The following is a 25,516-nucleotide window of genomic DNA, read 5'->3' on the forward strand; positions in this document are numbered from 1 at the left end:
CGTATTAGCGAAGCGTAATACGGGATCGAAGTAGTAAGATTTCCCATATTACGCTGACGCTAATGCGGGCTACGAAGGCTGTGCTGTTCCCGACAAACATTTATACTGTAACCGTTTCAGGATTTTCAGGAAGCTCTTCACTGGGAAGATTTCTGATACGCTGGGCTTCTACAACCAATACTTTGAAATAATCATAAGACATGTAGAAATTACCTTTGTCGCCATATTCTTCACCCCATGAATTTCTCAGAGTGAATAAACCTTTATGTTGACGACCCTTGCTATCGGTAGCAACGGCTTCATCATCGTAACCCGTGATCACCATTTCATGTCCGCCAAAGAATGGGCGTAAATAAATATCACGAGCGATTTCAGGAGTCAGAACCCAGGTGTCATTTTCAGCACTGCGTGTACCAACTGCGCCTGCAGTACCCAAATCCAAATCTACCAGCAGGACAGCGAAAGTAACTCGGTCTTTATCATTAAGCGCTGTTTTGACTTCATTGATGGTTTTATCGGTATCTGTTCTTTCCAGAAAGGCCTGATATACATCAAGTATTGGTGAAAAAAGGATGTCCTTTTCAGAGAGGTCTTCACTCATCTGATGGAATTCTTCCAATGACATAGGCGTCGTGGGAGTTGATTCCGATGATGTTGGATATTCAGTTAATCCACCACAACCCATAGCACGTTGTTTTTCTTTACTTACTATTCCAAAATTTTCCATTTGGCTTAATACGATGCGACCAAAGGAACCATCCCAACCGCTTGGTGAATAACCATTCTGTTCCAGATGTAAACCTAACTGCAGTTGACACAATTGGCTGACGTAGTCGCCTTTATCTAATGCTGCATCGACAGCTGCTGTGGTTGCGAAAGTCACGCAAGAACCATAGCTGCCCTGGTTTAAAACAGGTACATTGTTCATGCCTAATTCAATTTTACTTGGCAAATGTGATGGAGTTTTTAAAGTATTTGTTCTGTTGATTGTTGCGGTATTTCTTTTGTTCAGCGTTTCGAGTGCTGATTTGGATAATTGCATTTTAAGCAATTTGATATTTTGCTTTTTCACTTTGCCTTGAATGGCATTTTTTTGTGGTGCTTTAATAGATTGATCAATGGTACCAACTATTTTCAGGTCTTGCGCAAATAAATTGGAACTTAGTGCTAAAGATAACCATAATAACTGATGTAGTCGCATTTATATCTTCTCCGGTTGTACTATACGTTAATTAGCGGAGAGCCATGATACTAGATGATTGAATAATAATCAACATAGATTTATTGTGATCACTTGAGCGAAAAAATAATATTATTGGTTAGGTACTATTCGCAATTTTTTGTGACGAAAGGTTTAGTTAATAATTTTGGAGTATAGTAATAAAGAATAAGTACATTCATTTATCATAAAGGTTACGATTATGACGCATTCAAAACTCTATACAGACAATGTACGCGAATTTCTAACTGATGGTACAACAGAACAACGGCTTGATGTGGATGCAGTAACCGCCTTGACAGATGGCTGTCAATTATCTGATTTACAACATGTGTACAGCCAAATAAGTGATTTGTTGCGTGAAACAAACGATGCCCAATTTGGAATCGAATCTCAGCTTATAGAGGGACAATGGGTACGAAACGCAACCAGAGCTGTACCTCTTGCCGAACGCATGTCTCATGAGGCTCCGGTTATTGAAGCAAATAATGCGCTGATGCGCTGTTTAGCCCGTTTAAGACCCATTGATTATGCCATTGGGAAAAAGCATCATGAAAATAATCCTGCTTTGGAAGCTGAGGTCAGAGATAAGCTAAAAGCTCAATTTGCAGAAACCGCAACCCTCATTTTACACACTGCGCAAAGCGGCAAAAGTGACGAACAGATACTCGAAGAAATCAAAAAGCTTGAAAAAAAATTTAATACCGCTTTAATTCAGGGTCTTCATGATGCCAATTTGAGCGCTGGCTGTGAGTCTGTCGAAGATGCGGAGAAACTTTTATTCCATTATCGTAATTTATCCAGCCTACTGGATCCTGCAAGAACCATGGTTACCCTGACTTATGATGAAGAAGCAAAAGTGTTGCAGCGTGAAACCCAGTATCCAGTCACTAAAAAAAGTGAGCGGCAAAAACTGGAGTGTGATGCGCTTAGAATGCTTCAACCCCATCCTTTCAAAGAGGAAAAGAACGGACATAATGTACGCAACCTCGCCAGCCAGCAAGCAGACAGTCTCTTTGCTGACTTAATGGTACAAGATGACAGGGCCTTACCTGCGCAAGCCAGAAAAACGCATCTGACGGGAACGAAAAATGCTTTTATTGTTAAAAATGAATTAATACCGGTTGAGAGTTTACCTGATGAGGCCCGGTTGACTGATTACCAGGCGTCAACGGATAATACCCTTTGGCTGGCGCGCACCGGAGTGCCTGTTTATGTTGGCAGTGGCGAAGACAAAGAGTCAATTCAATTACATACTACAGAGAATCTGCAACAAATTCGCCGTGCAGCGCAAGAGCGCATGGGGCGTGCTGAACTCTATTTGCACGTAACCTGTTTGAATACCTACACCCCACTGGAAAACCAGAAATCCATGATCGATCATCTGTATGAGGCGACCCGAGGACAGGAAAGTGGCGGTGATGAAATCTCTTATGTGCCAACAAACCATGATGGTACGTTCCGGGCTATGGACGTGGCGCCGCATCTTGTGTTTGCGGAGGGTAGTGAACCTTCCTATTCTTTACCCTTGCAAAAGGCGGATCGGCTGGCTCAGGTTACCAAGGTGGTTTTAGCTGCCGCACAGGATGAAGCGACGGTCAGTATTGTCCAGTGTGCAAGTGGGCAAGACAGAACTGGAACCGCCGTGGAAAAGGCAACCCAGGTTTGGATGCAAAGCCGCTATGCTGCTTTAGGCCGGAATGCTGCAAATATAGAAACCATGCGCGCTTTAGGTGGTAATGCTGCTGAAATAGCCACTCATCTTGTTCCAGGTTCACCCGGAATGAAAAAAGAATCCATGGCTAATAATTTTTTTGGAGATGAGTCAGCGTTTTCCAAAACAGCTTCTGAGCAATTTTATCTTTCCAGTGCTGAGACTAATAAGAAGAATCCAGTAGGTGCCGTAGATTTTCTGACCAAACCGTCTCAGGCCGCACGTGCTGAGTATGAAGCGAACCTTCAGGCATTTGAAAAAAGTCTTATTGCTTACAAAGACAGTATTGGACAAGATGAAAACAAACAAAAATTCTATGATAATGGCCAGATCTTGCTAAATAACGTCAAAGCCGTTGCTGCAGATCATCCTGATTCCAAAGCATTATCCGACTTAAATACGGTTTTGGTGCATGCAAAAGTTATGCTACAACCGGATAGGAATAGTCCTGAGTTCCAGGAGAGCACACGGCGTTTGGCCAGTATGTCGCATGAAGTTTCCGGGCGGTCGTCTTCTGCCTGGAAAGCGCTGGGTATAGGGTTGCTTGCTTTTGCCTGCGTGGCCTTGGTCGTTGCTGGTGTTTTAGCGGCAATTCCCAGTGGTGGTTCCAGTCTCTTATTGACTGTGGCAGGAGCAACAGGACTGAGCCTGGGGGCGGCTGCAGGACTTGGAGCCGGCATTGTCGGGGGCGCTGCCTTATCAGGAGCAGCTTCAGTAGCAATAGGCAGTGAAAAAGGCCTGGCTAAATCTATTTTCAATTTTAAGTCTGCTTTGCATGAGATTAAAGATTCTGAAGAAGAGCATAAGTCATCAAACAATCCAAAATGAAATGACCTTGTAGCCGGGCTACAAAAACAGCTTAAGTAAGTGCCAATAGAACTGTTCCGCTTCCTGACGGTCGCGGCTCGGTTTTCGTGCGTTCGTATTGACTTTATCGTGCACCGGAAACCGAGCCGCGACTGTTAAGGAGCGGAATTTTTGTTGAGGCACAGAGCCTGGCATAGCATTGGTGTTGATATCAATAGGACAAAACCGCAGGCCGTAGACTAAGATGTGATCAAGAGACATGTGCTTGCAACCGGGATTATGCATCGAATGCATTTTATCCCGGTTCTGCAAATACCTGATTAATAAAAATCAATAGTCGTTGTGGTCACATCCAATGGTCCTGGAGCATAAACATCATAGATAACCGGCTGGACTACGGGTGCTACAGGTGTTAAGGTCACTTGCCTGTATTCAACTACTTCAGCAGTGGTACAGCAGCAACCAGCGGCCATTAAGGTAATTCCTATTAATAATATCCATTTCATAGTGAAGCCCCATATTGTATTATTAAACAAATTGTAGATTATTTGAGCAATAATTGCCAGTTACAAGTGGCCCGTCGTCCTGAGCGCGTCTTTTGGCGCGAAGGATCTCCTGAAAGCGATATGGTGCCACGCCCTGACAGGCATAGTGCCAACATTTGGAGCTCCTTCGCGCCAAAAGACGCGCTCAGGACGACGTGGAGCTGGGAAGGGATACAAACTCAAACATTCATGATTTGGAAAAATCCGAGTCGTGGCCAGCTTTATTCGCGCCAGGCTTTTTACCATCAACGTAATAAAGAAATGCCAATATCTGGGCTACAGCAGTATAAAGCTCTCTGGGTATTTCCTGATTAATACGCACACTGGACAACAAAGCAGTCAGTTCTTCGTTTTGTTCCAAAGGTATCCCATGCTCCTTTGCCGTAGCAATAATCTGTTTGGCAATATACCCTTCTCCTTTGGCTGTGACTCTGGGAGCAGAAGTCCCATCATAACGTAGGGCAACTGCCTGGGTTTTATTCTTTTTCATATGCGTATATCCAATAGATGTAAATTGGCCACGTCAATGTGATTGCTTTCCAAACCCATTTGTAACTTCCAATGACGTAAATTCAATCCTAACTCTGAAAGTACTGTCCGCATTTCATCCTGATATTGATTAAGGGTATCCAGGGTGAGGCTTTGTTCCGTATTAATCTTTATATCAACACATTTGGCACTGAGCGACACAGTGGCCTGCATGTCGCCAAGACGTGCCAGGCTCAAAGCAAAAGAAATAGACCATTTGGAAGGCTGCATGGGTTCTGCTTTATGCTGCTGAATCATCAGTGGAATAACGTCTATGGATTCGGCTGTTTTAATCGGCAGGTCAAGCATCATCAGATATCCGTTTTGATCATTGGATAAATGATGAATTTGGTTTGCTGTAATGCGTGCCAATACCTGACCCACTTGTTCGCGCAATACATGTTGCAAGGCTTCAGTAGTCAGTGACAGCAGGTCAGGTAATGCTTCTCTCTTCAGGGGTTGTGGGATTGCACCCGCCAGAGGGAGTGGGTCTTGATGATGCACTTTGGCCTGCGATTCCATGGCAGGGCAGGGGGCATTGGCAGGTTTTGCTGGCAGGCTTGCTAATAATTGACTGCACTGGCCTTTAAAATCAGCCTTTAATTTTTGTGATGACATGCTGCGTTGCCATTCAAACAGGGAGGATTCCAAAAATACTCCACTACGGCTGATAGCCTGCATTAACTGCTGCGGTAATTGCGATAAAGGCGTGATATTGCTTAAAATGGCTTTGATTTGCTGACTTAGCGTATAGGGCAATTGTTCTGCATTTGCTAACTGGCTTAAAGTCTGCAATAAATTGGTTGGTGGCGCCTGTTTAGGTAAAACCTGGAGTAACGCACTTTGTAATATGGATAAGGACGGAGCTTTTTGCTGGACTTCCAGTATCGTTTCATTATGGTTGGCGACTACTTTTACTTCAAGTAACTCTCCCGGACGAAATTGATGAGAGCTTTTGGCATTCAGATTTTGTCCGTTTATATTAATTAAAACCTGATCATTGGTAAGCGGGGTAACTACTACTGTTTTCAGCACTTGGCCTACATAGAGCTCCATAGCCGGTTTGGCCAGTTTTATTTCTTGCCCAGGCGTTAGCCGGATGTTTGGTGTTTTATTCATTTCAACAGCCATAATCCATCCTTCCGGTTCAATTTGAATCAGTATATACTCTCATCTTTGCTATCGGCAGAAGTGTGAATTGCTTGACTTAAAAACACAGTTTTACGCTGTTTCAGGTTTAAAATTCACCAGGAAAGGATACCAGTCACTCAGGTTGAGGCCGTATTAACCTGAAATGCATCTGGTCATTGCGCAATTTGAATAGGGTGTAGTGATGTTAGATAGAGCCAGTGTAGTAGATGATCAGTTTATCAAACGAGTATTACAAGGTGATTTTCCTCAGCCTTTGAGTGCCATGAGTCCAGAAACGGCAGAATTGGATAAAAAAACTGCTATTGAGATTTTTGACTCGCAGATTAAATCCCGCTTACTTGATTTAATTGCCCGCCAATTGAAAGAAAAAGGCTTGTCTTTTTATACCATAGGCAGTAGCGGGCATGAAGGAAATGCAGTTTTAGGACAGGTATTCAAATACACCGATATGGCTTTTTTGCATTATCGCAGTGGTGCTTTCTTTTTGCAGCGTGCCAAACAAGTGCAAGGTCTGGATGGGGTTAAAGACATCCTCTTGTCACTGGTTGCCGCAGCCTGTGATCCCATTTCTGGGGGCCGGCATAAAGTATTTGGCAGTGTCCCTTTAAATATCCCGCCACAAACCTCGACTATAGCGTCTCATTTGCCTAAAGCTTTGGGAACCGCGCTTTCTATTACCCGTGCAAAAGAATTAGGGATAGAGAGTAAACTGGCTTCCGATTCAGTCATACTCTGCTCTTTTGGTGATGCATCAACCAACCATGCTTCCACGCAAGCCACATTAAACGCCTGTTCCTGGTTAGCACAGCAAAATTATCCGCTGCCTCTGGTATTTATTTGTGAAGACAATGGCATTGGCATCTCTGTTCCAACTCCTTCCAACTGGATAGAAACTTCAGTCAGCGCCAGGCCTGGCTTAAATTATATTGCCTGTGACGGATTAAACATTGCTGATATTTACGCCAAAGCTCAAGAAGCGGAGTATGTGGCGAGAACTAAAAAGCAACCGGTATTTTTACACATGAAATGCGTTCGCTTATTGGGACATGCCGGTTCAGATATAGAATCACAATACAATACACAGGCTGAGATTGAGCTCCGTGAAGCGAATGATCCTTTATTGCATACGGCAAACCTGTTGCACCGCGAAGGCTGGATGAGCCTGCAAGCCATGGCTGATTTGTATCGTGACAATAAAGCCTTAATTGAAGCAAAAGCAGTAGAAGCGATCAGAGAACCTCGGATGAACAGTGCAGAAGAAATTATGTCCTCACTGATACCTAGGGTAGAAAAGAAGCAAATTTGTGCCTTGCCGGATGAAAAGAAACGTAGTGAATTCTTTGCGGGTGCCTACAATCAGCTGAGTCAAAAGCGTAATTTATGCCAGCATATTAACTTTGCCCTTACTGATTTGATGATACAGTACCCTAACATGGTAGTTTTTGGTGAAGATGTGGGTAAAAAGGGGGGCGTTTATCGCGTTACCGCGGATTTACAGGCTCGTTTTGGCCAGCGCAGGGTATTTGATACCATTCTCGATGAAACAACCATTCTGGGAACTGCCATAGGCCTGGCTCATAATGGCTTTATTCCCGTTCCTGAAATCCAGTTTCTGGCCTACCTGCATAATGCAGAAGATCAATTACGAGGAGAGGCATCAACCCTGTCGTTCTTTTCCAGCGGGCATTACCAAAATCCCATGGTGATAAGAATTGCTTCATTAGCCTACCAAAAAGGGTTTGGCGGCCATTTTCATAATGATAATTCCATAGCCGTCTTACGCGATTTACCCGGAGTTATCGTGGCTTGCCCATCCAATGGGCCTGATGCTGCAAAAATGTTACGAACCTGCATGCGCCTGGCTTATCAGGAAGGGCGTGTGGTGGTATTTTTAGAGCCTATCGCTTTATATATGACTAAAGATTTACATGCTCCAGGGGATAATGGCTGGCTTTTTGATTATCCATCTCCTGAAGAAGTCATTGAGCCAGGTGAGGTTGGTGTTTATGGTGAAGGCGATACTGTTATTTTAACTTATGCCAATGGGTATTATTTATCACGTCAGGCTGAGAAGGTACTGCGTGAAGCGCATGGTATTTCAGTAAAAATAGTAGACTTGCGCTGGATGTGCCCCTTGCCTAAAGAAGCCATTTTAAAGGAAGTCGCTCATGCGAAACGCGTTTTAATTGTCGATGAGGGTAGACAAAGCGGCTCAATTAGTGAAGGATTGATGACATTATTGATGGAAGAATCTTCATCACGTTTGAAAGTCAAACGTATAACAGGTAAAGATTGTTTCATTCCATTAGGAACTGCCTGGCAATATCTCTTGCCCAGTCAGGAAAGTATCGTTGAAGCGGTAATCGCATTACAGTCAGATAAAAGGGAGAAGGAAAGTGGACGACTTGTTGTTTCTTGATGAACAATTGCATGATGATGAGCGAATGATACGAGACAGCGTCGCTCGTTTTGTTAGCAATGACGTAATACCTTTAATGACTGAGTCTTTTGAACACGCTCAATTTCCGCGAGAGCTTATCAGGCAATCGGCTGAATTGGGTTTATTGGGATTAACTTTACCTGCCCAATACGGCGGTGCTGAAGCATCTTATGTTTCTTATGGTCTGGTGTGTCAGGAACTGGAGCGGGGCGACAGCGGCTTGCGCAGCTTTGTTTCCGTACAAAGTTCTTTATGTATGTATCCTATTTTCCGATTCGGTACAGAAGAGCAGAAAATGCGTTATTTGCCGGCTATGGCTGCTGGTGAAGTAATAGGTTGTTTTGGTTTGACTGAACCGGATTCAGGTTCTGATCCTGCCAGCATGCGCACCCAGGCTAAAAAAGTGGATGGCGGCTGGATATTAAATGGCGCCAAAATGTGGATCACCAATGCGCCCATTGCTGATATCGCCATTGTCTGGGCAAAAACAGACGCAGGTATTCGCGGGTTTATCGTGGATACCAAATCCAAGGGCATGAGCTGTCCTGAAATCAAACTGAAAATGTCATTACGCGCTTCCATTACTGGCGAACTGGTGTTTGATAATGTGTTTGTTCCCGATGAAAATTATTTGCCAGGCAGTGAAAAAGGCTTGGGCGCACCTCTGAGTTGTTTAAGTCAGGCGCGTTACGGTATAGCCTGGGGAGCAATGGGTGCTGCGATGGCTTGTTTTGATAGTACACGTGATTATTTGCTTGAGCGCAAACAATTTGATAAGCCGCTGGCCAGTTTCCAATTGGTTCAAAAAGACTTAGCCGAGATGTACTCAGAAATTATTAAGGCCCAATGCCTTAACTTACAAATTGGCCGTTTAAAGGATCAACATCGTGAAACGCCAACCATGATTTCTCTGGCTAAAGGGAATGCTTGTCGTGAGGCATTGAAAATTGCACGAAAATGTAGGAATCTAATGGGAGGAAATGGAATCAGTCTTGAGTATCATGTCATTAGACATATGCTTAATTTGGAATCGGTCTTTACGTACGAAGGTACGGATAATGTCCATACCTTGGTATTAGGAAGGCATATAACAGGAATTAATGCTTTTGGTTAAGATTTTTCTGCTTTTATCGAGTTAATCTCCAGACAACAAATGGTTATAACCTAAAAAAGTAGTTCTTCCGATTCAAGTTTCGGCTTCTTGTTGAAGCCGTGGCTTCAGGATATTTTTTTAAAATTTCCTCCTGGAATTAAGTATATCGTGCCATGAGAAAGGATAAATTCTGGATTCACTATTAGGGGTTGTTGGTTTTTCGCGCAATCAGCGATACGGCAGCAACTTCTTAGGGATAGTTAATTTCAGGTTCTGTTGACGATACATGGTTTGAATTGAAACATTCCAGTTTTCTGTGATCCACTGCTGAAAATTAGTGGCCATCAATTCAAGAACATGTAAACAGTTCCTGATAACGGTTTTATTCAGAAAATTACAGGAGTTTTATGATGAACATGCATTTAAAAAAAGCGTTACTCATTGGTTTGTCTTTCTTGTCTTTAAACGCTTATAGCGATACAGCTGCCAGTAAGGAAGCTCTGGCCTTACAATGCCGACAATTAGCCGATACCGTTGCTTCACTGGTTTACAGTCAGGAGAAAAAAGCCTGTGTAGAAAAATTGGCTTTAGCTGCCATGCAGATTGAAGATGCAGCCGATTTTATTCTTGATGATGCTTATCCCCCTGCAAAACTGGAGTTAGATCATGCCGTGTATACTTTGCAATATGCTGAATTAAACAGCTGTAATCGTTACATTCAGATTTCTCACTCCAAATTTGAAGCACAAAAGCTCAAGAACTCTTTGTAAAACTTAATCCCAAAGCCAGGTTCCACGCTTTTATGCGCGGAATCTGCTTGAATTGCTACCAATAATAAAAATATTTAAATAATTTTTATTATAAATCCACTCCAGTGTCCTTAAAAAAGGCAGTGCAGTCCTTTTAAATAAACACTATTTATATTTTTTATCCATATAACGATCCTATTTTCCACAATCCTCCATAATTTAGTGCTGCCAGTGCCAGATATGATCATAACTTGTTGATTAATTAATTTTTTTTTATATTAATCGACAATATGGAGCGATGCTCTGATTAATTTTAAATTGATTGGAGAATGTAATCAGATTGTTTATGTAATGGCCATTTGATTAAGCATCATAGCGTCTTAAGTCCAACATTGTTTTCCGGCGAACCTCCAACCTGCGAGCAAGATTAAATCTATTAGAGTTTAATTGATGCACAAGGAGGGTATCGCTATGGTTAAAGCTGTACTGCACCAGGTTACATTTATTTTTATTCTTCTTATCCTGCCCTTTTCGATAAGTTTCGCTACCGCACCAGCAACCTTCACTACCGCTAAAAAAGTGGCTGCTAATATATTCAAACCCCATAAAATAACACTTTATTGTGGTTGCGCTTACGATAAAGACAAGCAAGTGGATTTGACCAGTTGCAATATGAACAACGCAATACCCATAAAAAGAGCCAATCGCGTGGAATGGGAACACATGATGCCAGCAGAGCATTTTGGCCGTTATCATCAATGCTGGCGAGAAAAAATCTGCGTTAATGAAAATACGGGAAAGGAATACAAAGGACGAAAATGCTGTGAAAAAATCGATCCCGAATTTCGCAAACAAGAAGCCGAATTATACAACCTCTGGCCTGCAGTAGGTGCCGTAAACCAGGAGCGATCCAATTTCGCTTTCGGCATTATCGAAAATAAAAGAGGATACTACGGTTGTGAATTTGAAGCAGACAAAGAATTAAGAATCGCCGAACCCCCAGACCGCGCCAAAGGAATAGTCGCCCGAGCCAACCTGTTTATGGCCGAAAAATATGAGGTCGAGCTAAGCAAAGAACAAAGACGACTCCTGCAAAAATGGAACAAACAATTCCCCCCAGAGCTTTGGGAATTACAATGGGCAGAGGAGGTCGCGGAAATTGTGGGGTACAGAAATCCATACATTACAGTATCAGATACCGCATAAAGAACAGTTAAGTGAGTAGGTGGTATCTGCCAGTAGGCGGTATCTGCGAGAGATGTCCCCCGATCCACGTCGTCCTGAGCGCGTCTTTTGGCGCGAAGGATCTCCAAATATTGGCACCGTGCCGCTTGCAGGAGATCCTTCGCGCCAAAAGACGCGCTCAGGACGACGTAGATCGGAAAGAGGGCGGAAGAGAAGTTCCTGAGAACTTCCGTATTCTTTCTTAAGGAGTTCCACCGTCCCGCGGCTTGTCCGCGGGATCCAGGAATCTCACTCCGAACTTAGATCTCTAGATACCGCGGACAAGCCGCGGGGCGGTGGAGTATCGCTTAACTTAATGGCCGTGACCCACAAGAACCAGCCCCAAATCACTCACCATCTGCTAAACTTAAAACAAGAGTACTCAAATTAAAGGCCAACAAATGGACGAAGAACTACAACCCGAGCCAGACACCATACTACCAGAAGACCTAACAGAACAGATGAAAATGGAAGGCTCAAGCAACGACACCGATCACAACACCTTTACACGAGGCGATGAAGTAGATTTGGTAGGTGATGGCATACCAGGCTACGAAACCACAGGAGTAGACGGCACCGACGATCAAATTGAAGACGAAATAGAAGCCTCAATGCAACCCAATCCAATGAACATCCCATAACCCCTTGTTATTTTCCCCCGACTTCGCTATCATTCCCTACCAATCGGGGCGTAGCGCAGCCTGGTAGCGTACTAGCATGGGGTGCTAGTGGTCGAAGGTTCAAATCCTTCCGTCCCGACCATAAAATCCCCTTTAAAATCAGCAGGTTGCATCTTCTCAGTTAAACCCTTTAAAAATCAAAAATTCTGCTAGGTGTACTTCTGGGTGTACTTTCAATCATTTCATTTTCTATGAAAAAGTACATATAATATAATTAATGCGTACTTGCTTAGGAATAAATAAATTGTCAGAAAAAAAAACGCCATCAAAAGCAACTGTAAAAAAAGCAGCTAAAACATTAAGTAACCCTAAAGCAAGTACTAAAGAAAAATCTAGTGCAGGAAAAACATTAGCTAAAAAATCTGTAGAATCAAGAAAAATTCAACCAGCCCCAAAAACAGGAAAAATTAGCCGAGAGAATATCAAACGTGCTGTTGCGTCTGTTTCATCAAATAAGAAGAAAAAATAAATGACGAAAAAGCATTATGACTATAACGTATTTATAAACTGTCCCTTTGATGATAAATACCTTAAATTGAGGAAGGCTCTTGTCTTTGCTATTTTCGATTGTGGTTTTATACCGCGATGCGCTCTTGAAGAAGATAATGGGGCAAATGTAAGGGTTGGAAAAATAATGCAATTGATTAAAGAATCAAAGTTTGGTCTGCATGATATTTCCAGAACTGAATTGGATAGTAATACAAACTTACCCCGCTTTAACATGCCTCTAGAACTAGGAGTTTTTCTTGGTGCAATGAATTTTGGAGTGGATGAGCAGAAAGAAAAAAATTGTTTAATACTGGATTGTGAACCTTATCGATATCAGGCTTTTATTTCTGATATTGCTGGTCATGATATCCGCGCTCATAATTCTGACCCCGAAGAGTTAATTAAACTTGTCCGTAATTGGCTTAATGATGCTTCAACAGACAAAATAATACCCGGGGGTAGGGAAATAGTAAGAAGGTTTATAGCTTTTGAAGAGGATCTTCCTACAATCTGTGCCGCAGTTCCAATCGATATTGATGAGCTGACATTTAATGATTACGCTCAACTTATTTCTGAATGGTTAAGAAAGAATACATAAAGCCTTTATCCCAGATAAATTTTTGTAATATTTAAACGCGAATGACCGAGTTCACGACTAATAATCCCTCTAGCTAGTTTATCCAATTGTTTTTCTTCACGATTGAATTCTTTACTGGTTTTTCCTCCAGCAATTGGGCAGGTTAATCCTATTTTTAAAGGATCAAGCTCTTTCGTCAATTCAGCATATCGGCGTTGGGCATAAGCATGACGTAGACCATGTAATTTACAGACTCCCATTAACTTAGCTTGTTGTTGATAATGACCTAAATGCTGCTTATAGGTTCTTTCCGTAGGAATAAGTGACTTACCGCGTTCAATCTGGTGTGATACTTTAAACAACCATTTCATTTGCTCTTCATTGGTAATCTTAAGTAATCGTCCAATACCCCCTTTAGTCCAACTGGGTCTTATATATAAGAAATCACCATTCCAAGCCTCACTTATCACAAATTTCATGGATTCTTCTCTACGTAAACCAAAAAGCATTTGTGCTTCCAGTGAAAGGCGTATGTGCGGATCGGTACATAAGTTTAAAGCGATATGGTGGATAGCTTTATTTTGAGTAGGAATATAGGTGCGTTTATCAATTTGATAAGAATCATTACCAGTTTTAACCAGTTTAGGTTTATCAAGAAAATAAGCAAGTTTACGCAATTTGGACATGTAATTTTTGATAGTTGCAGGACTTTTGCCTTGCTTTTTCCAGTGTTCAACCAATACATAGATATGCTTGGGCTTTAGGCCATTTAAATGGCCAACTTTAAAACCTAACTCGTGTAGATCTTTCATACAACGATTAATCATATGCTTCATATCTGCCTTGCTGGCATAGGAATAACCCTGCATTTGTTTAATTAATTGGTGTACTGAGTAAAGTGCGCTGCGTAATTTATTGCTCATTGAGATAACTCCAAAGTGTGGTACGGGATTTCAGACCCATTTCATCCATGATGAGTAAGGACAAACGGTAATGGGATATTTGAGATGATAATTGTGAACTTAATTGCTGGGCATAAAGATAACGCCAGCATTTCTTTCCAGAGAGCCTTAAGGACTTCATGACCTTTTGCCAGCTAAAACAGATGGCTCTATAACCATAAGTTGTAATAAGACACCCGTTCCCTTGGGTTAATAGATTAAAATCCTGTATAAGCTTTATTTGAGCTTCGGAGCGAATAGGAATCTTCCTATCCTTGCTATTAAAAGTGATTTCTCGAGTCAGTAATAATTCATGTTCTTGAATATGCACCCCAGGCAAAATGCGCATGGCTTCGCTCAAGGTCAAACCAAAATGAATTTGAAAGCTCAAAAGAACTTTTGCAATGGGATCACCAATCTTATCAAACAAATCATTGGGAGATCTTCGAGTTTTCTTCTTAATCTTCTTAGTTTGCAAACCAAGGCTGAGATTATCAATATTCTCAGCATTATGACCGACATGACATAGAAATTTGCGGATGATGGTCATGTAATTCATAAGAGTCGAGGGTTTAACTTTTTTCTTATGCCAATGTTGAATGAGTTGCTGCAAATGAAGAGAGGTCAAACCTAGCCAATTGGATGGTGCAAGTCCAAGAACAAAGAGATCGTCAATCATCCTAAGAATAACAAAGCGACGATATTTTTTGCCACGAGGGCTACCGCTATTATCATGATCCAGATACTGGCTCGCTATTTGTCTTAAAGAGTGTTTGCGCATAGTTCTATTCAATCAATTTATTTGCCCTGTCTTTGGTTTAGTGTTAATCGAGCGATTCACTCAAAGAGGATATCCAGCTTGCGCTGCAAGGCTCGAAATGATGAGGCAAATCAAGGTTAATGATTATTTTGGTACAACGGTTTTTTAGTGGTTTATCTCCTTATTGTTCAAATACAAAAACGCACGGCAATCCAACAGCAGCTGCCGCTGATCCATGGTTAATAAAGAAGTGATTATTAACTTATCTACCCGATGGTAGCCTATCCTAGAACTACAGATTCCCGACTAGACGTCCAGCCACAGGTTATGGGATGAGAGTGGCTTAGCATAAGACCCTAAGGTTTCGCCTGAGTTGCACAGGCTCATCAGTTATGCTTATGAAAAATTTAGCAAAGGTGAGATCTGAGGGCAATAGGTTTTGGAGGAATATTTTGTTCAATCCTGTGGTGTAGGATTGAATTTTATTTGTTAATTCATTGATTTTAAGATTAGATTTTATGTGTAAGTTTCTGCGTCACTGCACAGAAATTGCAGTGACGCATTACAGTGAGTAAAATTGATACCACAAGAGTAATATAAGCTCATCTAGGAATTAGTTACAAAAAACATAATAAATATAGGGATTGAAATAATTTCTGCAAACAGTTGTAGAAATTATTTCAATTACATTTCACTCTTGACGCACCTTGATAAATACATAAGTAGGAAAAGAATTTGACTCAATATCTACATTCAATTCAGCAAGTTGAATACCTTGATTCGATAGATCAGGGTCACTAAAATTAAAAATCTTTTGATTTGAGTGGTTACTTGCCTTCCAATAGGACACTCCTTGATCCAGTCGTACAGTCAGAACATACTTGGAGGAAAATCTAACTTCAAAGATACGACCATGCTGTGATTTATTTTTATCTAGCAATTTAATTTTCCCTTCCATACCTAAATAATCAAGAGAGTTTATAATTGCACCATTACGTGCTTCCAAATCCAACCAATTATCCCAAATAAAACAGTTTCGTTTATTAAGATTTGTACTCTCATTGTTAGTAGTAATCTCTATACAAGGATTATTCCACCTGCTAGTTCCTACTAAAGTACGAAGGCCTGTAAGCAATTCCAATAACAATGCAACAGGAAGTGGCGAAAAAAGATATCTATCGTGATATGAAATCGCTTCGATATCCAATGAGGTGTTAGAAATTAAAGAAGCCACAGTTGGGCTGGACATAGAAGCTAACTTCCAAAAACGCTGTCCAAAACCTTGAAGAGAGCCATCCAGATCTTGTAAAATTTCAATTTCCATATCACCCAAGTAAGTATCACTGGTGCGAAGTTGTTCGACTACAAGAGACTTTAATTTCAAATTTAATGGCTCTAGTTGATTGCCAACAATCAAAGGCTCCTCTGTATTACCCCATAATATATCCATAGCTATTGCAGAACTATCATTTACTCCCCACCTATATGTCTGATCTGCTATACAGACTTCAGCAAGAACTATTGCATTTTTAATTTTGGGTAATTCTGTGATGGTATATAAGGATACTTGTCCACCTGGATATTCGAGCAACCCCGCTAAAAGGTATCGTTCAACCATATCCATTGAACTTAAAGACTCTTCCTCAATAACAAGTGATACTGAGCGATTACTTGCTGCAAGCTGATAAATTAAGTTACGTAGGTTTGAAGCCGCAAAATCTAACTCATCACCAGTTCCTCCAGCAAAGAGTGTGATCTTGGATTCAGGAGATTTTCTGCTAGTTCGTAAGACAGCCTCAACAACATTAGAAAATTCTACTTGAGATTTTTCACCAAAATATTGATATCGTTCAGGAAGTTTTAATGAAGAAAGCCAACTCTCTGTAATGACCTCTATCGTAGATAGACGGTTAAGACTTTCTGAAACAAAACGTTGGTCAAAATCTAAAATACAGCTTGGACAAGCACTATCACAATCAGCCGAACAATTTAGATTATAACGTGCTTTTCTAAATAGATTTTCAATATATTGACTCGCACTTGAAGAATAGCCCGCTGAATACCTATCAAAAATTAATATAGAGCGGCAAATACTATTATCGTCTGTGCGAGCGGATTTAACATCACACCCTAACTCGGTTGTTTGAACTCCAATTAAATCAGCGAGAGCGCTACGTAAAGCAACAGCTAGAGTCATTGTTATCTCTTTATCATTTATCCAAGTACCTGATTCTGTTTTAAGCTGTATTTCTAGAACATCCGTATAACACTGATGTCCAAGCGTAATACATGGTTTTATTGCCCAGCTTTCATGGCTACCTATACAAAATTTCGACTTTTCATTTTGATCATTTCCACCTCGTAGCTTATAGTGTGACTGAAGCTTATTAGGGATATTTTCATCCACCATCGGCTCAGCACGTCCGCATGCTAGGCATATCGCATATCCTTTACCATGTAAACCATTTGATTGGTAAAACATATGACCACGAGTAGTGACTCGATATCGACCTAATGCAGGATTAGGTAGAGAAACCCACTCTCCATTTGCACTTACCCAGGGTAACTCAACTGGGATAAAGTCTTGAGTTGATACATCATTATCTGGATCCATAAGAAAATCTACTGCAAAACCCGCGGGCTCAATAAAGGTCTTATGATACTTTGGATCATCCAATTTAATCTTAGTACCACACTCCAAGCAAAATCGAGTTTCATCTAACAATAAAGATGAGCCACTATGATTACATTTATCACAATGCCATGCATACCTAATTGCTTGAATTTCTTGGACTTCTTTTTCAGTAGCAGGAATTTTCCAATTTAAAGTAATTCCAGCAGACCTATATACCAATCCATCCATCACTACTTCAGCTCCCGGGGCATACTCTCTCAATGCTGTAATTCGGTCCCTACTTGCAAGCTCTCTATGCCGATAATTGTTATCTTCACGATCTTTTATCTTTTCCTTTTCTAATTTGGTTCTTTTTATTTGAGAAATAGTTAAATTATCAAAAACTGTTATATGTGTAGGAAATCCATATGCTGGCAGAAAACCCTCTGTAGCAAGTTCCTTTAATAAGTACTCACCTGTCGTACGATCTAGTTGGTTTTGAACTGCTTTATATGCTGGTGAATTTACTCCAAGGCATTTCATACTTATTTTTTGACGTTCTAACGCGTCCCATTCATTAAACCAACTCGTGTATAAGTTATCCATCACCTTGCCTGACTCTTTAATCAGGATCTTTGCGTCAACATCCTCATATCTACTCCGTCTAACTAATTGGCGTATACCGTCAAGTAATCTACTATTAGCATCATTAAATGCTATACACCATGCAATAAATCTCTCTGCAAAACTATTATTATCCTCTGATATGAAGAACCAACCACAAGTTAACTTCAAAACATCTTGTTCGCCACTAATAATCTGAGTAGCAAAAAAATGTGTCAATACTAAAGAATTAACATGTCTTTGAATAATAATTTCGCTATTAAGTGATACAGCAGGGGCTGGGAGTGCAGTTACAAAAGGCCAATCAGTTTTTGAAAAAACCAGCTGATCATGAGGATTAGATTTGCAAAGTGTGAGAGAAACTGAGCGCGCTTCCTTACGACGCCCTGCACGACCAGCTCTTTGTAGATAATTTGCAGGATGGGGCGGTACATTATTCATCGCAACTGTTGCAATGCCTCCAATATCGATACCCATTTCCATTGTAGTAGAACATGAGAGAAGATTTAGGTCACCTGACTTAAAAGCCTTTTCATATCGATCTAATCTAACGGCTGGTTGCTGTGCAGAATGTTCTGCAGCTACAAAATAAGGTGAGAGTTCTATTGCTCGATCATTCAGAACAGGCCACAATCCTTCTTCCTTGAATTGAATGATACTTTCTTGTTTTGATAACCAATTTCGTGCTCGCATTACTTGGGCGAGATCACCAGCATCACCACCAAAAGGATGATCATATAGTGGTATTTCTATTTTCTGACATTTTACAGTTTCATTTGTGTAATGAAGAGGTAAATATGGAGTTATATCCTGGATTGTAGTATCTAAAAAACGGCGAGTGAAGGGACAAATCCATGCGCTAGTAATCGGGGTAAATGCAATTTGACTTAAAGGCAATACTCTCCGCCCCCCAGAATTAGAATGTAGAATACGACTCCCCTCTGTTAATGCTCTCCAAGCTGAAGTTAATGCAGCGTCAACCTTATCCGCACCAGATGAGGATTCAATATCAACCTTGAGGACACATGCTAAAATTCTTACCAACGTACTTTGATAATTTAGCCTTTTATTTCCATTAGATAATGTGTAATATGCTCTTGGCCATCGTCTATCAGTTTTTTCTTTATCTACACGATCTTGATCAACCAAACCAGTTTGTGGAAAAGGCATTCCGAGCCAAAATCTAATATTTTGGTGGATCTCTAATGAGCCTCCAGCCCTTACAAAAAAATCCAATGCAATCTTGAGAAAGCTAATCCACTCAATCAGACTAAAGCCTTCATGTGCTAGGGTAATATTATTAAGTGCTGGATATTGAACTGATACTAATCCCATTGATTCCAAGTTATTTAATCGCTTAGGTCTACGTCCAAACTCTCTTATAAGAAACATTCTAGCTAACGACAACGAACCTTCCGGACCTTTAAAATTTTCGTATGAGATATCATTTCTATAATGACTTAACATCCTCTCAAAATCACTTCCCTGATTAGTAAGCTTTTGCGACATCTCTTCAAATGAGATTGGCTTTGGTTTTGATAAGGAGACGAGCTGTTTTTTCAGATTTACTAACCGGTTTTCAACATATGTTTTACCTTCCGCTTTATCTTTAAAATGTTCCCTGATGTTTTCTAATTCTTGAATTTCATCCCTAACCTGTTTTGCTTCCAAATCAGATTGCATTAAGCCATCTCTTAAAGCTAAATGATATACAAGGCCACGAACACGATCGCGCTCTGATTCCTGTTGCAGTTTTGCGGCTATTCTTGCAGTTCCTTGTCGACTATCATTAAATGTAAGAAGACGACGACCACGATATGGATGCTCTGCAGGATCATCTCCATCCGGTGCAAACTCTAATAAACTAGGTAGTATAATACCTAGTGAAAATGGAGCTCCTATACGAGCTTCCTGAAATAGTTTTCGATGGCGATTCCCATGACTACCACCTTGACAACATGGGCAAATAAGGCCGCTACCACTATCTCCCAACACTCTCAAACGTAAATGCTCATTTTCACTAGTTGGCTCAATAAACTGGCGTGTTTGCTTGTCAATTACCTCTTCAATTACTCCATTAAGATTTCGATTAACTATTAGAACGCTAGACTCTGCTTCGTTGTATCGATCATTAACAACATTAGTATCATCTTGATTAAGTTCCTCTTCATTTGCATCAATATCTAGTTCAAATTCATCAATGATATTAATGTTAATAGGAGGTACTAATTGCTCACCTCTTTGAGCAGCTATTAAATGAGGGGCCCCACAATCATCACATGCAACTAATTCATAAATCGGACTACCACACCTGCAGTGTTTTCGCATTTCAAAATAGATTTGCCCGAATGGCCACTCTTTATCTTCTAATTTAGAACCACACTTCTCATTGCAATTAGGATCTGCACAAGCCCAAATACCTGAAATCGTTTGATGAAATAAATGGGCTCTAAGTGGTAAAAAGGAAGATTGATTTTTATCGCATGTTCCACTTAATAGATCGAGCCACCGAAGTGCATTAATCTGTTGTTCAAGGGTGAACGAATCACTATTTCCAAAAATATTTCTACAGACATCAGATAATCGAGCGACCATGCCGCTCCCACCTTTTTCTTTGTTCTTTTTTTCATTCTCAATAAAAGAACTACGAATGTCACGAGCTGTTTTATGACGGGCCAAAATATTATACAAATCTTTTGATGTATCTGAGTCTCCCAGTTCACTCAACTCTTCTAATGAATTAGTATATATCTCTTCTGGTGGGAGCAAGGGAATATGTCTATTACCAGATACAAGATGAACCCGCTCAAGACTAACTCCAGCAACATCCGCTAAAAAACATTTAAGCTTTTCACCAGCTTCACCATTTGGATCGCCAATAGTTGCAGATGTAGCCACAAACCTCACCGAATCAGAACTGACACCAAAAGCATGTAAAACCCGCCTAATTAATAAGGATAACTCAGCGGCTTGAGAACCTATGTATGTATGAGCCTCATCCAAAACAACCCACTCAAGTTTTCCTTGTGATTTTTCAAGAATTGGCGCGTCATCGGTACGAACAAGCATATATTCTAGCATCGTAGCATTTGTAACTAAAATTGGAGACGGTGAGGCTCGTAGAGAATCGCGATCCATTACCTCACTTGGATATTCTTGTTTTAAATGAGCAGGAATTTTGTTTGGTGTATTTCCATTAAACAAACAAAAACGAAGATTTTCACCATACGCATACGTCCATGCACGTAATCTTTCTCTCTGACTATTGATTAACGCATTAAGAGGATATAAAAAAAGTGCCCGCACACCTACTAACCTGCTTTTTTGCTCCTGGTGCAATCGTGTTAATCGATCCAGAATAGGTACCATAAAACATTCTGTTTTACCTGAACCTGTTCCACTTGCAACAACTAATGATTGAGGGATTTCATTAGCTAAAATTTGCCATGATTTTAATTGATGCATATATGGATAAAGGTCGCTCGCAAATCGATAATCTTTTGCCAATTCCTTTGGAGGTTGATCCATGGCACGAACCAAGTCAGTTGTTAAAAGAGTATTGGCGAGGTCACACATTTGTAACTCTGCATTTTCCCAACCAAAAGTTGCCTCAAAAGAAGGATCAGCCAAAAAGCTCCCTACTTCACCAAATGGTCTCGAAAATTGTTGTTTCAAATGCCTATAAAGTGGTACGTGAGAAAATCCCAAACGACTTAATGCAGCAGACCCAGAACGCTCTGCAATTTGAGGTAAAAGTTTTGAAAAGTACTCTTTATTCATTTAGTTATAACCTATATTTTCATTAAACCGCTTGAAACCGTGCGTGCAATTGTTAAATCAAATGCTAACTCAAACCATTCAGGATCAAATCTCTTATAAGTTCTTAATTTGTGGATATTTTCACTATGGCTAAAACATTTATCAATAGAATTAGTTGCGACTTGAGCAGCTAATAGAATCGGTAACCCAATAACGCCATCCTTATGGTCATCTAATTGAGTTGGAAATAATTGATGAAAATTATGATCTTTTCGAAAATTCTTAACCAAATAAAACAATTCCGAATCATTTGGCCATTGAGCCCCACTATGTACACGTAATAGCTTTTGTAACAAGCAATCTTCACCAATAAATAATTGATGTTCAAAGATACTGTCACTTCCTGAGTGCTTCAGCATTAAAATATCACGGCATTGCTCTCCCAATACAGTCGACCTAACTAAGCTTAACAAGCTCCTTAAAGCGGGCTGCTCATTTAACATTGTAAATGCTGTTACTCGTTCAGTTATATGATTGTATAATTGTTTTGGTGCAAATACCTCCCCAAACCATTCAATACACTGCTTCCTCAAGTATTCAGTAGCATTCTTCCAACATTCAAAGGTAATTAACTCCCAAGTAAAAGGTAGCTCCAATGGGAAGCGATGAAGAAAATTATCTGGTAATTTATTCATTCTTAGAGCAAGTGCAGCCATTGCTTGTGGAAAACGAATAAATCGTTTCCATAAATCAAGAGAAGCTAATGGCAAATGTCCCAAATGCCCAGCAAGATTTTCCAAATAGGACCAATTTGGATCCAGGTAATTAAAGGACATCTCCATAATTACTTGATCCAAAACCATCGCACGATCATGTCTATTCTCAACAGATAATGCCTCAGATAGTGATCTACTCTTATGAGTTTCACCAGCTATCACCCATAAGGTTGGTCGAAACAAAATAGAAGCACCCTCCATTGGAAATATCAACCATGATCCAGGTTCCTTTTCTGAGGGAGAAAATTCCCAAGCTCCAACGGGGACTCCTTCTGAATATCTTTGGGGTAAAATAATAGCCTCATCAGCAGGTTGTTCGAGTTTTAAGGCCGATACAGAAAGTGACGCAATGTCATTTATATTGAATTTTTTAGCAGTTGTTATACCTAATTTAATTAATGAATCATCTCTTTCAAGAGGACAATCATAACGTGATATTTTCAGTACAAGGGAAGTTTGCCTTTCTATCAAAATTGTAGCTTCCACCCATGCATCCAATAACTCATCAGCAGCCAACAAACTCTCAATATCTTCAGAGTAATCTTGTAATCGAATTTCTTTCTGGATTGAATTACCAAATGATCGAAGTGGGCGACGAAATTCGTGATCCTTATGAGGATCTGCAGTATGGCGTAAGCGTAAACAAAGCTCCACAAAAACATGTGGTGGACTTATTATTATAATACGGTACCCTACCAAATGTTTTATTGATACCCAAGACTCTGATGGCAATACAGCACCACTTGGATCAAAACACCTAGCACCTTTAGCAGGAAATGGTAAGCGCACCTTCGCAGTTGCGGTATTAGATTCCCAGGACAAATTAACCTCAAACCATTCTGGAGGTCTATTTGCTATGGAATTACAAATCAAAACTAAGGAATCACCTTCATTTTTCACACACAATTCAATTTTAGAGTCTTTAGATAGGTTTGCATGTGCTACCCTCCAATGACGAAGATAGATTACACCATGATCCAAACTCTCAGGTTTTATATCTATTTTTGCCTCACTTGGAAGTATTACCATCTTGGATCTAACTTTTTCCTCATGATGCTCGGCATAATAAGCTTCAATAAAGCCTAAAATTCTACCTTGGGTCCATACAACACTAGTATCTTGTATAGGATACGAAGTTTCACCTGAAAATTTATATAACTTAGGTTTACCTAAAAATGCCAATGGAGGTCGAATAAACTCTCCCCACATTCTATCACCTGACCAATAAAAACTCTCATCATTGGAGTCTGCTCTTCCAGTTTTGATTGTCCAAAATCGACCCAAACCATCTAGAACCTTTACTTCACCATTTACTAAATACACTTCTCTCTCTGGCTCTTCGATATATGATATTTGAATACACCTAGAACCAGACAAAGCATTCAAAATCCAACCACAAGGTACAGCTATAAATGCCTCTACAGATTTTACCCCACCACCGCCTTGGCGAATTAAACGTGGAAATGTTTCTTTCATTTTTTCAAACACCCAAGGCAAACTAGAATTAAGCTCACTTCCATTACGAAGAGCAATAATCCAGTGCCCACCATCCATTGTTCTTAAACTCATCGTATGTTCATCTGCAGCAAAATCACCTTTTAACTCCAAAGGACTTTGATTTAAGAGATATAAATTTTGCCCAGCAATTCGTCTAGCAGTAATTGAGCGATGCCAATCCGACACCTCAATAACAATCTCCAGAATACGAGGAAGTATAATTTCTTCATTTATGCCAAATTGTTTATAAATATCATTTGTTGAAATCTTATCTGGTAAAAAAGCAGTAGAGCGTAATTGCCATATTTCCTCATTTTGACAATCTAAATAACGTTCGACTGAAAATAGAGGCTGACTGCGATCGTCTCTTTCTGAAGCAACATCACGTATTAACTGTTCGAGAAGACCTTTAATCTCATTGTCATCTACAGGCAAAGGAAATCGCTCACGCCAATTTGGAATGAGTTTGTTCAGCTTATCTACTGCCTCTAGGCTATTAGTTAATTGCGTTTCTTTTTTGAGAGCCAGCAAAATTGCAATTACTTCTGCTAAAAGAAGATAAACATCTTTTTTTTGATAACTCTTGGGTAATTCTTCATGAAGACTCTCTACCCAATTAAAAATAATACTAAGTTCAGTACTATGAGTTGCAAGTTTTAACACATTCCTAAGTATTCTACCTATACTACCTTTTGCATCGGCCAAAAGCTGCATCGGTAGTCCTCCCTGCACAGCAATGGTACCTAAATAACGCAACCCATCTGTATTAGATAACCTTAACCTCCACCTTTTCAAACCTTCTATGATACAAGTTTCTCGTTGTGAAGCGGACCAACTATTCTTATCTACACCCAAATCCATAAGAATAGGTTCCCAAGACCATCTAGATCCATTAAAGCGTCGACGCCACCACTCAGCAGCATAAAGAACAAAAAGACTACAAAACTGAGGGCTTGAATCTACAAGCATCCCCAGAATTCCATATCTTGTATTTCTAGTTAAATTTTTACGCAACAATTTTTCAAGTTCATTAAATTGATGCTCAGTCAAACGATAAGCGTATAATTGTCGACCATCTGCATTGGGGATATCTAATTGAGCAAACAATCCTTTTTTCCACTCCAAAAACTCAGAATGACTATGATCCATGTAAGCTTTCTCTCTTAAAATGAGGCATTATGCATAACTACTTGGTTAGAGCCTATACTACCAACAAGGTGATCATATTTTATTCAATTATAGCTTTCAATTAATAGCATTTACAATTAAACCTGCGTAATTTTCTAATCATGAGTCGCAAAATAAGCCTACTAAAGTGGCTTATTAAA

The 25,516-nt window shown here is 40.2% G+C and carries 16 protein-coding genes and 1 tRNA gene; 9 read left to right on the top strand and 8 right to left on the bottom strand.

The window, feature by feature from the left end; genetic code table 11:
* Positions 1-100 precede the first annotated feature (100 nt).
* The gene (locus B094_RS0114335; protein ID WP_018578514.1) at positions 101-1,201 is read right to left on the bottom strand and encodes a C1 family peptidase; all 1,101 of its coding nucleotides are present in this window, start codon (positions 1,199-1,201) and stop codon (positions 101-103) included.
* A gap of 220 nt (positions 1,202-1,421) precedes the next feature.
* Between B094_RS0114335 and B094_RS17520 the strand changes: the two genes are divergently transcribed.
* Positions 1,422-3,761, top strand: a complete 2,340-nt coding sequence (locus B094_RS17520) for a hypothetical protein (RefSeq protein WP_018578515.1) — start codon at positions 1,422-1,424, stop codon at positions 3,759-3,761.
* Between the two features lie 299 nt (positions 3,762-4,060).
* Here B094_RS17520 and B094_RS0114350 read toward each other — a convergent pair whose 3' ends face one another.
* The 3 genes from B094_RS0114350 to fliK all read right to left on the bottom strand — a co-directional run bounded on the left by B094_RS0114350 (position 4,061) and on the right by fliK (position 5,944).
* Positions 4,061-4,246, bottom strand: coding sequence for a hypothetical protein (locus B094_RS0114350; RefSeq protein ID WP_018578516.1), 186 nt, complete (start codon positions 4,244-4,246; stop codon positions 4,061-4,063).
* A 226-nt stretch (positions 4,247-4,472) separates the two neighbouring features.
* Complete coding sequence (locus tag B094_RS0114355) at positions 4,473-4,775, bottom strand: EscU/YscU/HrcU family type III secretion system export apparatus switch protein (protein ID WP_018578517.1); 303 nt, start codon at positions 4,773-4,775, stop codon at positions 4,473-4,475.
* Positions 4,772-5,944, bottom strand: a complete 1,173-nt coding sequence (gene fliK / locus B094_RS0114360) for a flagellar hook-length control protein FliK (protein ID WP_018578518.1) — start codon at positions 5,942-5,944, stop codon at positions 4,772-4,774. Before fliK ends, B094_RS0114355 begins: the two co-directional genes overlap by 4 nt.
* A gap of 202 nt (positions 5,945-6,146) precedes the next feature.
* Between fliK and B094_RS0114365 the strand changes: the two genes are divergently transcribed.
* From B094_RS0114365 to B094_RS0114400, 8 genes are all read left to right on the top strand, one after another.
* Positions 6,147-8,384 carry a dehydrogenase E1 component subunit alpha/beta gene (locus B094_RS0114365; RefSeq protein WP_018578519.1) on the top strand — a complete coding sequence of 746 codons (2,238 nt, stop codon included), beginning with the start codon at positions 6,147-6,149 and terminating at the stop codon, positions 8,382-8,384.
* Entirely contained in the window at positions 8,362-9,519 is a 1,158-nt protein-coding gene (locus B094_RS0114370) for an acyl-CoA dehydrogenase family protein (protein WP_026254048.1), read from the top strand. Before B094_RS0114365 ends, B094_RS0114370 begins: the two co-directional genes overlap by 23 nt.
* A gap of 386 nt (positions 9,520-9,905) precedes the next feature.
* Complete coding sequence (locus B094_RS0114375; protein WP_026254049.1) at positions 9,906-10,268, top strand: hypothetical protein; 363 nt, start codon at positions 9,906-9,908, stop codon at positions 10,266-10,268.
* Positions 10,269-10,718: 450 nt separating this feature from the next.
* The gene (locus tag B094_RS0114380; protein WP_018578522.1) at positions 10,719-11,453 is read left to right on the top strand and encodes an endonuclease; all 735 of its coding nucleotides are present in this window, start codon (positions 10,719-10,721) and stop codon (positions 11,451-11,453) included.
* 419 nt (positions 11,454-11,872) lie between these two features.
* On the top strand, positions 11,873-12,112 hold the full coding sequence (locus B094_RS0114385; RefSeq protein ID WP_018578523.1) for a hypothetical protein: 240 nt from the start codon (positions 11,873-11,875) through the stop codon (positions 12,110-12,112).
* Positions 12,113-12,156: 44 nt separating this feature from the next.
* A tRNA-Pro gene (locus B094_RS0114390) sits at positions 12,157-12,233 on the top strand.
* 162 nt (positions 12,234-12,395) lie between these two features.
* Positions 12,396-12,620, top strand: coding sequence for a hypothetical protein (locus B094_RS0114395; RefSeq protein WP_018578524.1), 225 nt, complete (start codon positions 12,396-12,398; stop codon positions 12,618-12,620).
* On the top strand, positions 12,621-13,238 hold the full coding sequence (locus tag B094_RS0114400; RefSeq protein WP_018578525.1) for a hypothetical protein: 618 nt from the start codon (positions 12,621-12,623) through the stop codon (positions 13,236-13,238).
* Between the two features lie 5 nt (positions 13,239-13,243).
* On the opposite strand, the gene B094_RS0114405 is transcribed toward B094_RS0114400, so the two are convergent.
* The 4 genes from B094_RS0114405 to B094_RS0114420 all read right to left on the bottom strand — a co-directional run bounded on the left by B094_RS0114405 (position 13,244) and on the right by B094_RS0114420 (position 25,337).
* Positions 13,244-14,140 carry a phage integrase N-terminal domain-containing protein gene (locus tag B094_RS0114405; RefSeq protein WP_018578526.1) on the bottom strand — a complete coding sequence of 299 codons (897 nt, stop codon included), beginning with the start codon at positions 14,138-14,140 and terminating at the stop codon, positions 13,244-13,246.
* Complete coding sequence (locus B094_RS0114410) at positions 14,130-14,939, bottom strand: phage integrase N-terminal domain-containing protein (protein ID WP_018578527.1); 810 nt, start codon at positions 14,937-14,939, stop codon at positions 14,130-14,132. The genes B094_RS0114405 and B094_RS0114410 overlap by 11 nt, the downstream gene beginning before the upstream one ends.
* Before the next feature lie 670 nt (positions 14,940-15,609).
* Complete coding sequence (locus B094_RS0114415; protein WP_018578528.1) at positions 15,610-21,936, bottom strand: DEAD/DEAH box helicase; 6,327 nt, start codon at positions 21,934-21,936, stop codon at positions 15,610-15,612.
* Between the two features lie 11 nt (positions 21,937-21,947).
* Positions 21,948-25,337, bottom strand: a complete 3,390-nt coding sequence (locus tag B094_RS0114420; RefSeq protein WP_018578529.1) for an STY4851/ECs_5259 family protein — start codon at positions 25,335-25,337, stop codon at positions 21,948-21,950.
* Between the last annotated feature and the right edge of the window lie 179 nt (positions 25,338-25,516).

The sequence above is a fragment of the Legionella shakespearei DSM 23087 genome, from assembly GCF_000373765.1.
Taxonomy (GTDB): Bacteria; Pseudomonadota; Gammaproteobacteria; order Legionellales; family Legionellaceae; genus Legionella; species Legionella shakespearei.

Excerpts from the sequence above, each read along its gene's own strand:
- B094_RS0114335 (WP_018578514.1), bottom strand. The coding sequence starts at position 1,201 with ATGCGACTACATCAGTTATTATGGTTATCTTTAGCACTAAGTTCCAAT.
- B094_RS17520 (WP_018578515.1), top strand. The coding sequence starts at position 1,422 with ATGACGCATTCAAAACTCTATACAGACAATGTACGCGAATTTCTAACT.
- B094_RS0114350 (WP_018578516.1), bottom strand. The coding sequence starts at position 4,246 with ATGAAATGGATATTATTAATAGGAATTACCTTAATGGCCGCTGGTTGC.
- B094_RS0114355 (WP_018578517.1), bottom strand. The coding sequence starts at position 4,775 with ATGAAAAAGAATAAAACCCAGGCAGTTGCCCTACGTTATGATGGGACT.
- fliK (WP_018578518.1), bottom strand. The coding sequence starts at position 5,944 with ATGGCTGTTGAAATGAATAAAACACCAAACATCCGGCTAACGCCTGGG.
- B094_RS0114365 (WP_018578519.1), top strand. The coding sequence starts at position 6,147 with ATGTTAGATAGAGCCAGTGTAGTAGATGATCAGTTTATCAAACGAGTA.
- B094_RS0114375 (WP_026254049.1), top strand. The coding sequence starts at position 9,906 with ATGATGAACATGCATTTAAAAAAAGCGTTACTCATTGGTTTGTCTTTC.
- B094_RS0114380 (WP_018578522.1), top strand. The coding sequence starts at position 10,719 with ATGGTTAAAGCTGTACTGCACCAGGTTACATTTATTTTTATTCTTCTT.
- B094_RS0114385 (WP_018578523.1), top strand. The coding sequence starts at position 11,873 with ATGGACGAAGAACTACAACCCGAGCCAGACACCATACTACCAGAAGAC.
- B094_RS0114400 (WP_018578525.1), top strand. The coding sequence starts at position 12,621 with ATGACGAAAAAGCATTATGACTATAACGTATTTATAAACTGTCCCTTT.
- B094_RS0114405 (WP_018578526.1), bottom strand. The coding sequence starts at position 14,140 with ATGAGCAATAAATTACGCAGCGCACTTTACTCAGTACACCAATTAATT.
- B094_RS0114410 (WP_018578527.1), bottom strand. The coding sequence starts at position 14,939 with ATGCGCAAACACTCTTTAAGACAAATAGCGAGCCAGTATCTGGATCAT.
- B094_RS0114415 (WP_018578528.1), bottom strand. The coding sequence starts at position 21,936 with ATGAATAAAGAGTACTTTTCAAAACTTTTACCTCAAATTGCAGAGCGT.
- B094_RS0114420 (WP_018578529.1), bottom strand. The coding sequence starts at position 25,337 with ATGGATCATAGTCATTCTGAGTTTTTGGAGTGGAAAAAAGGATTGTTT.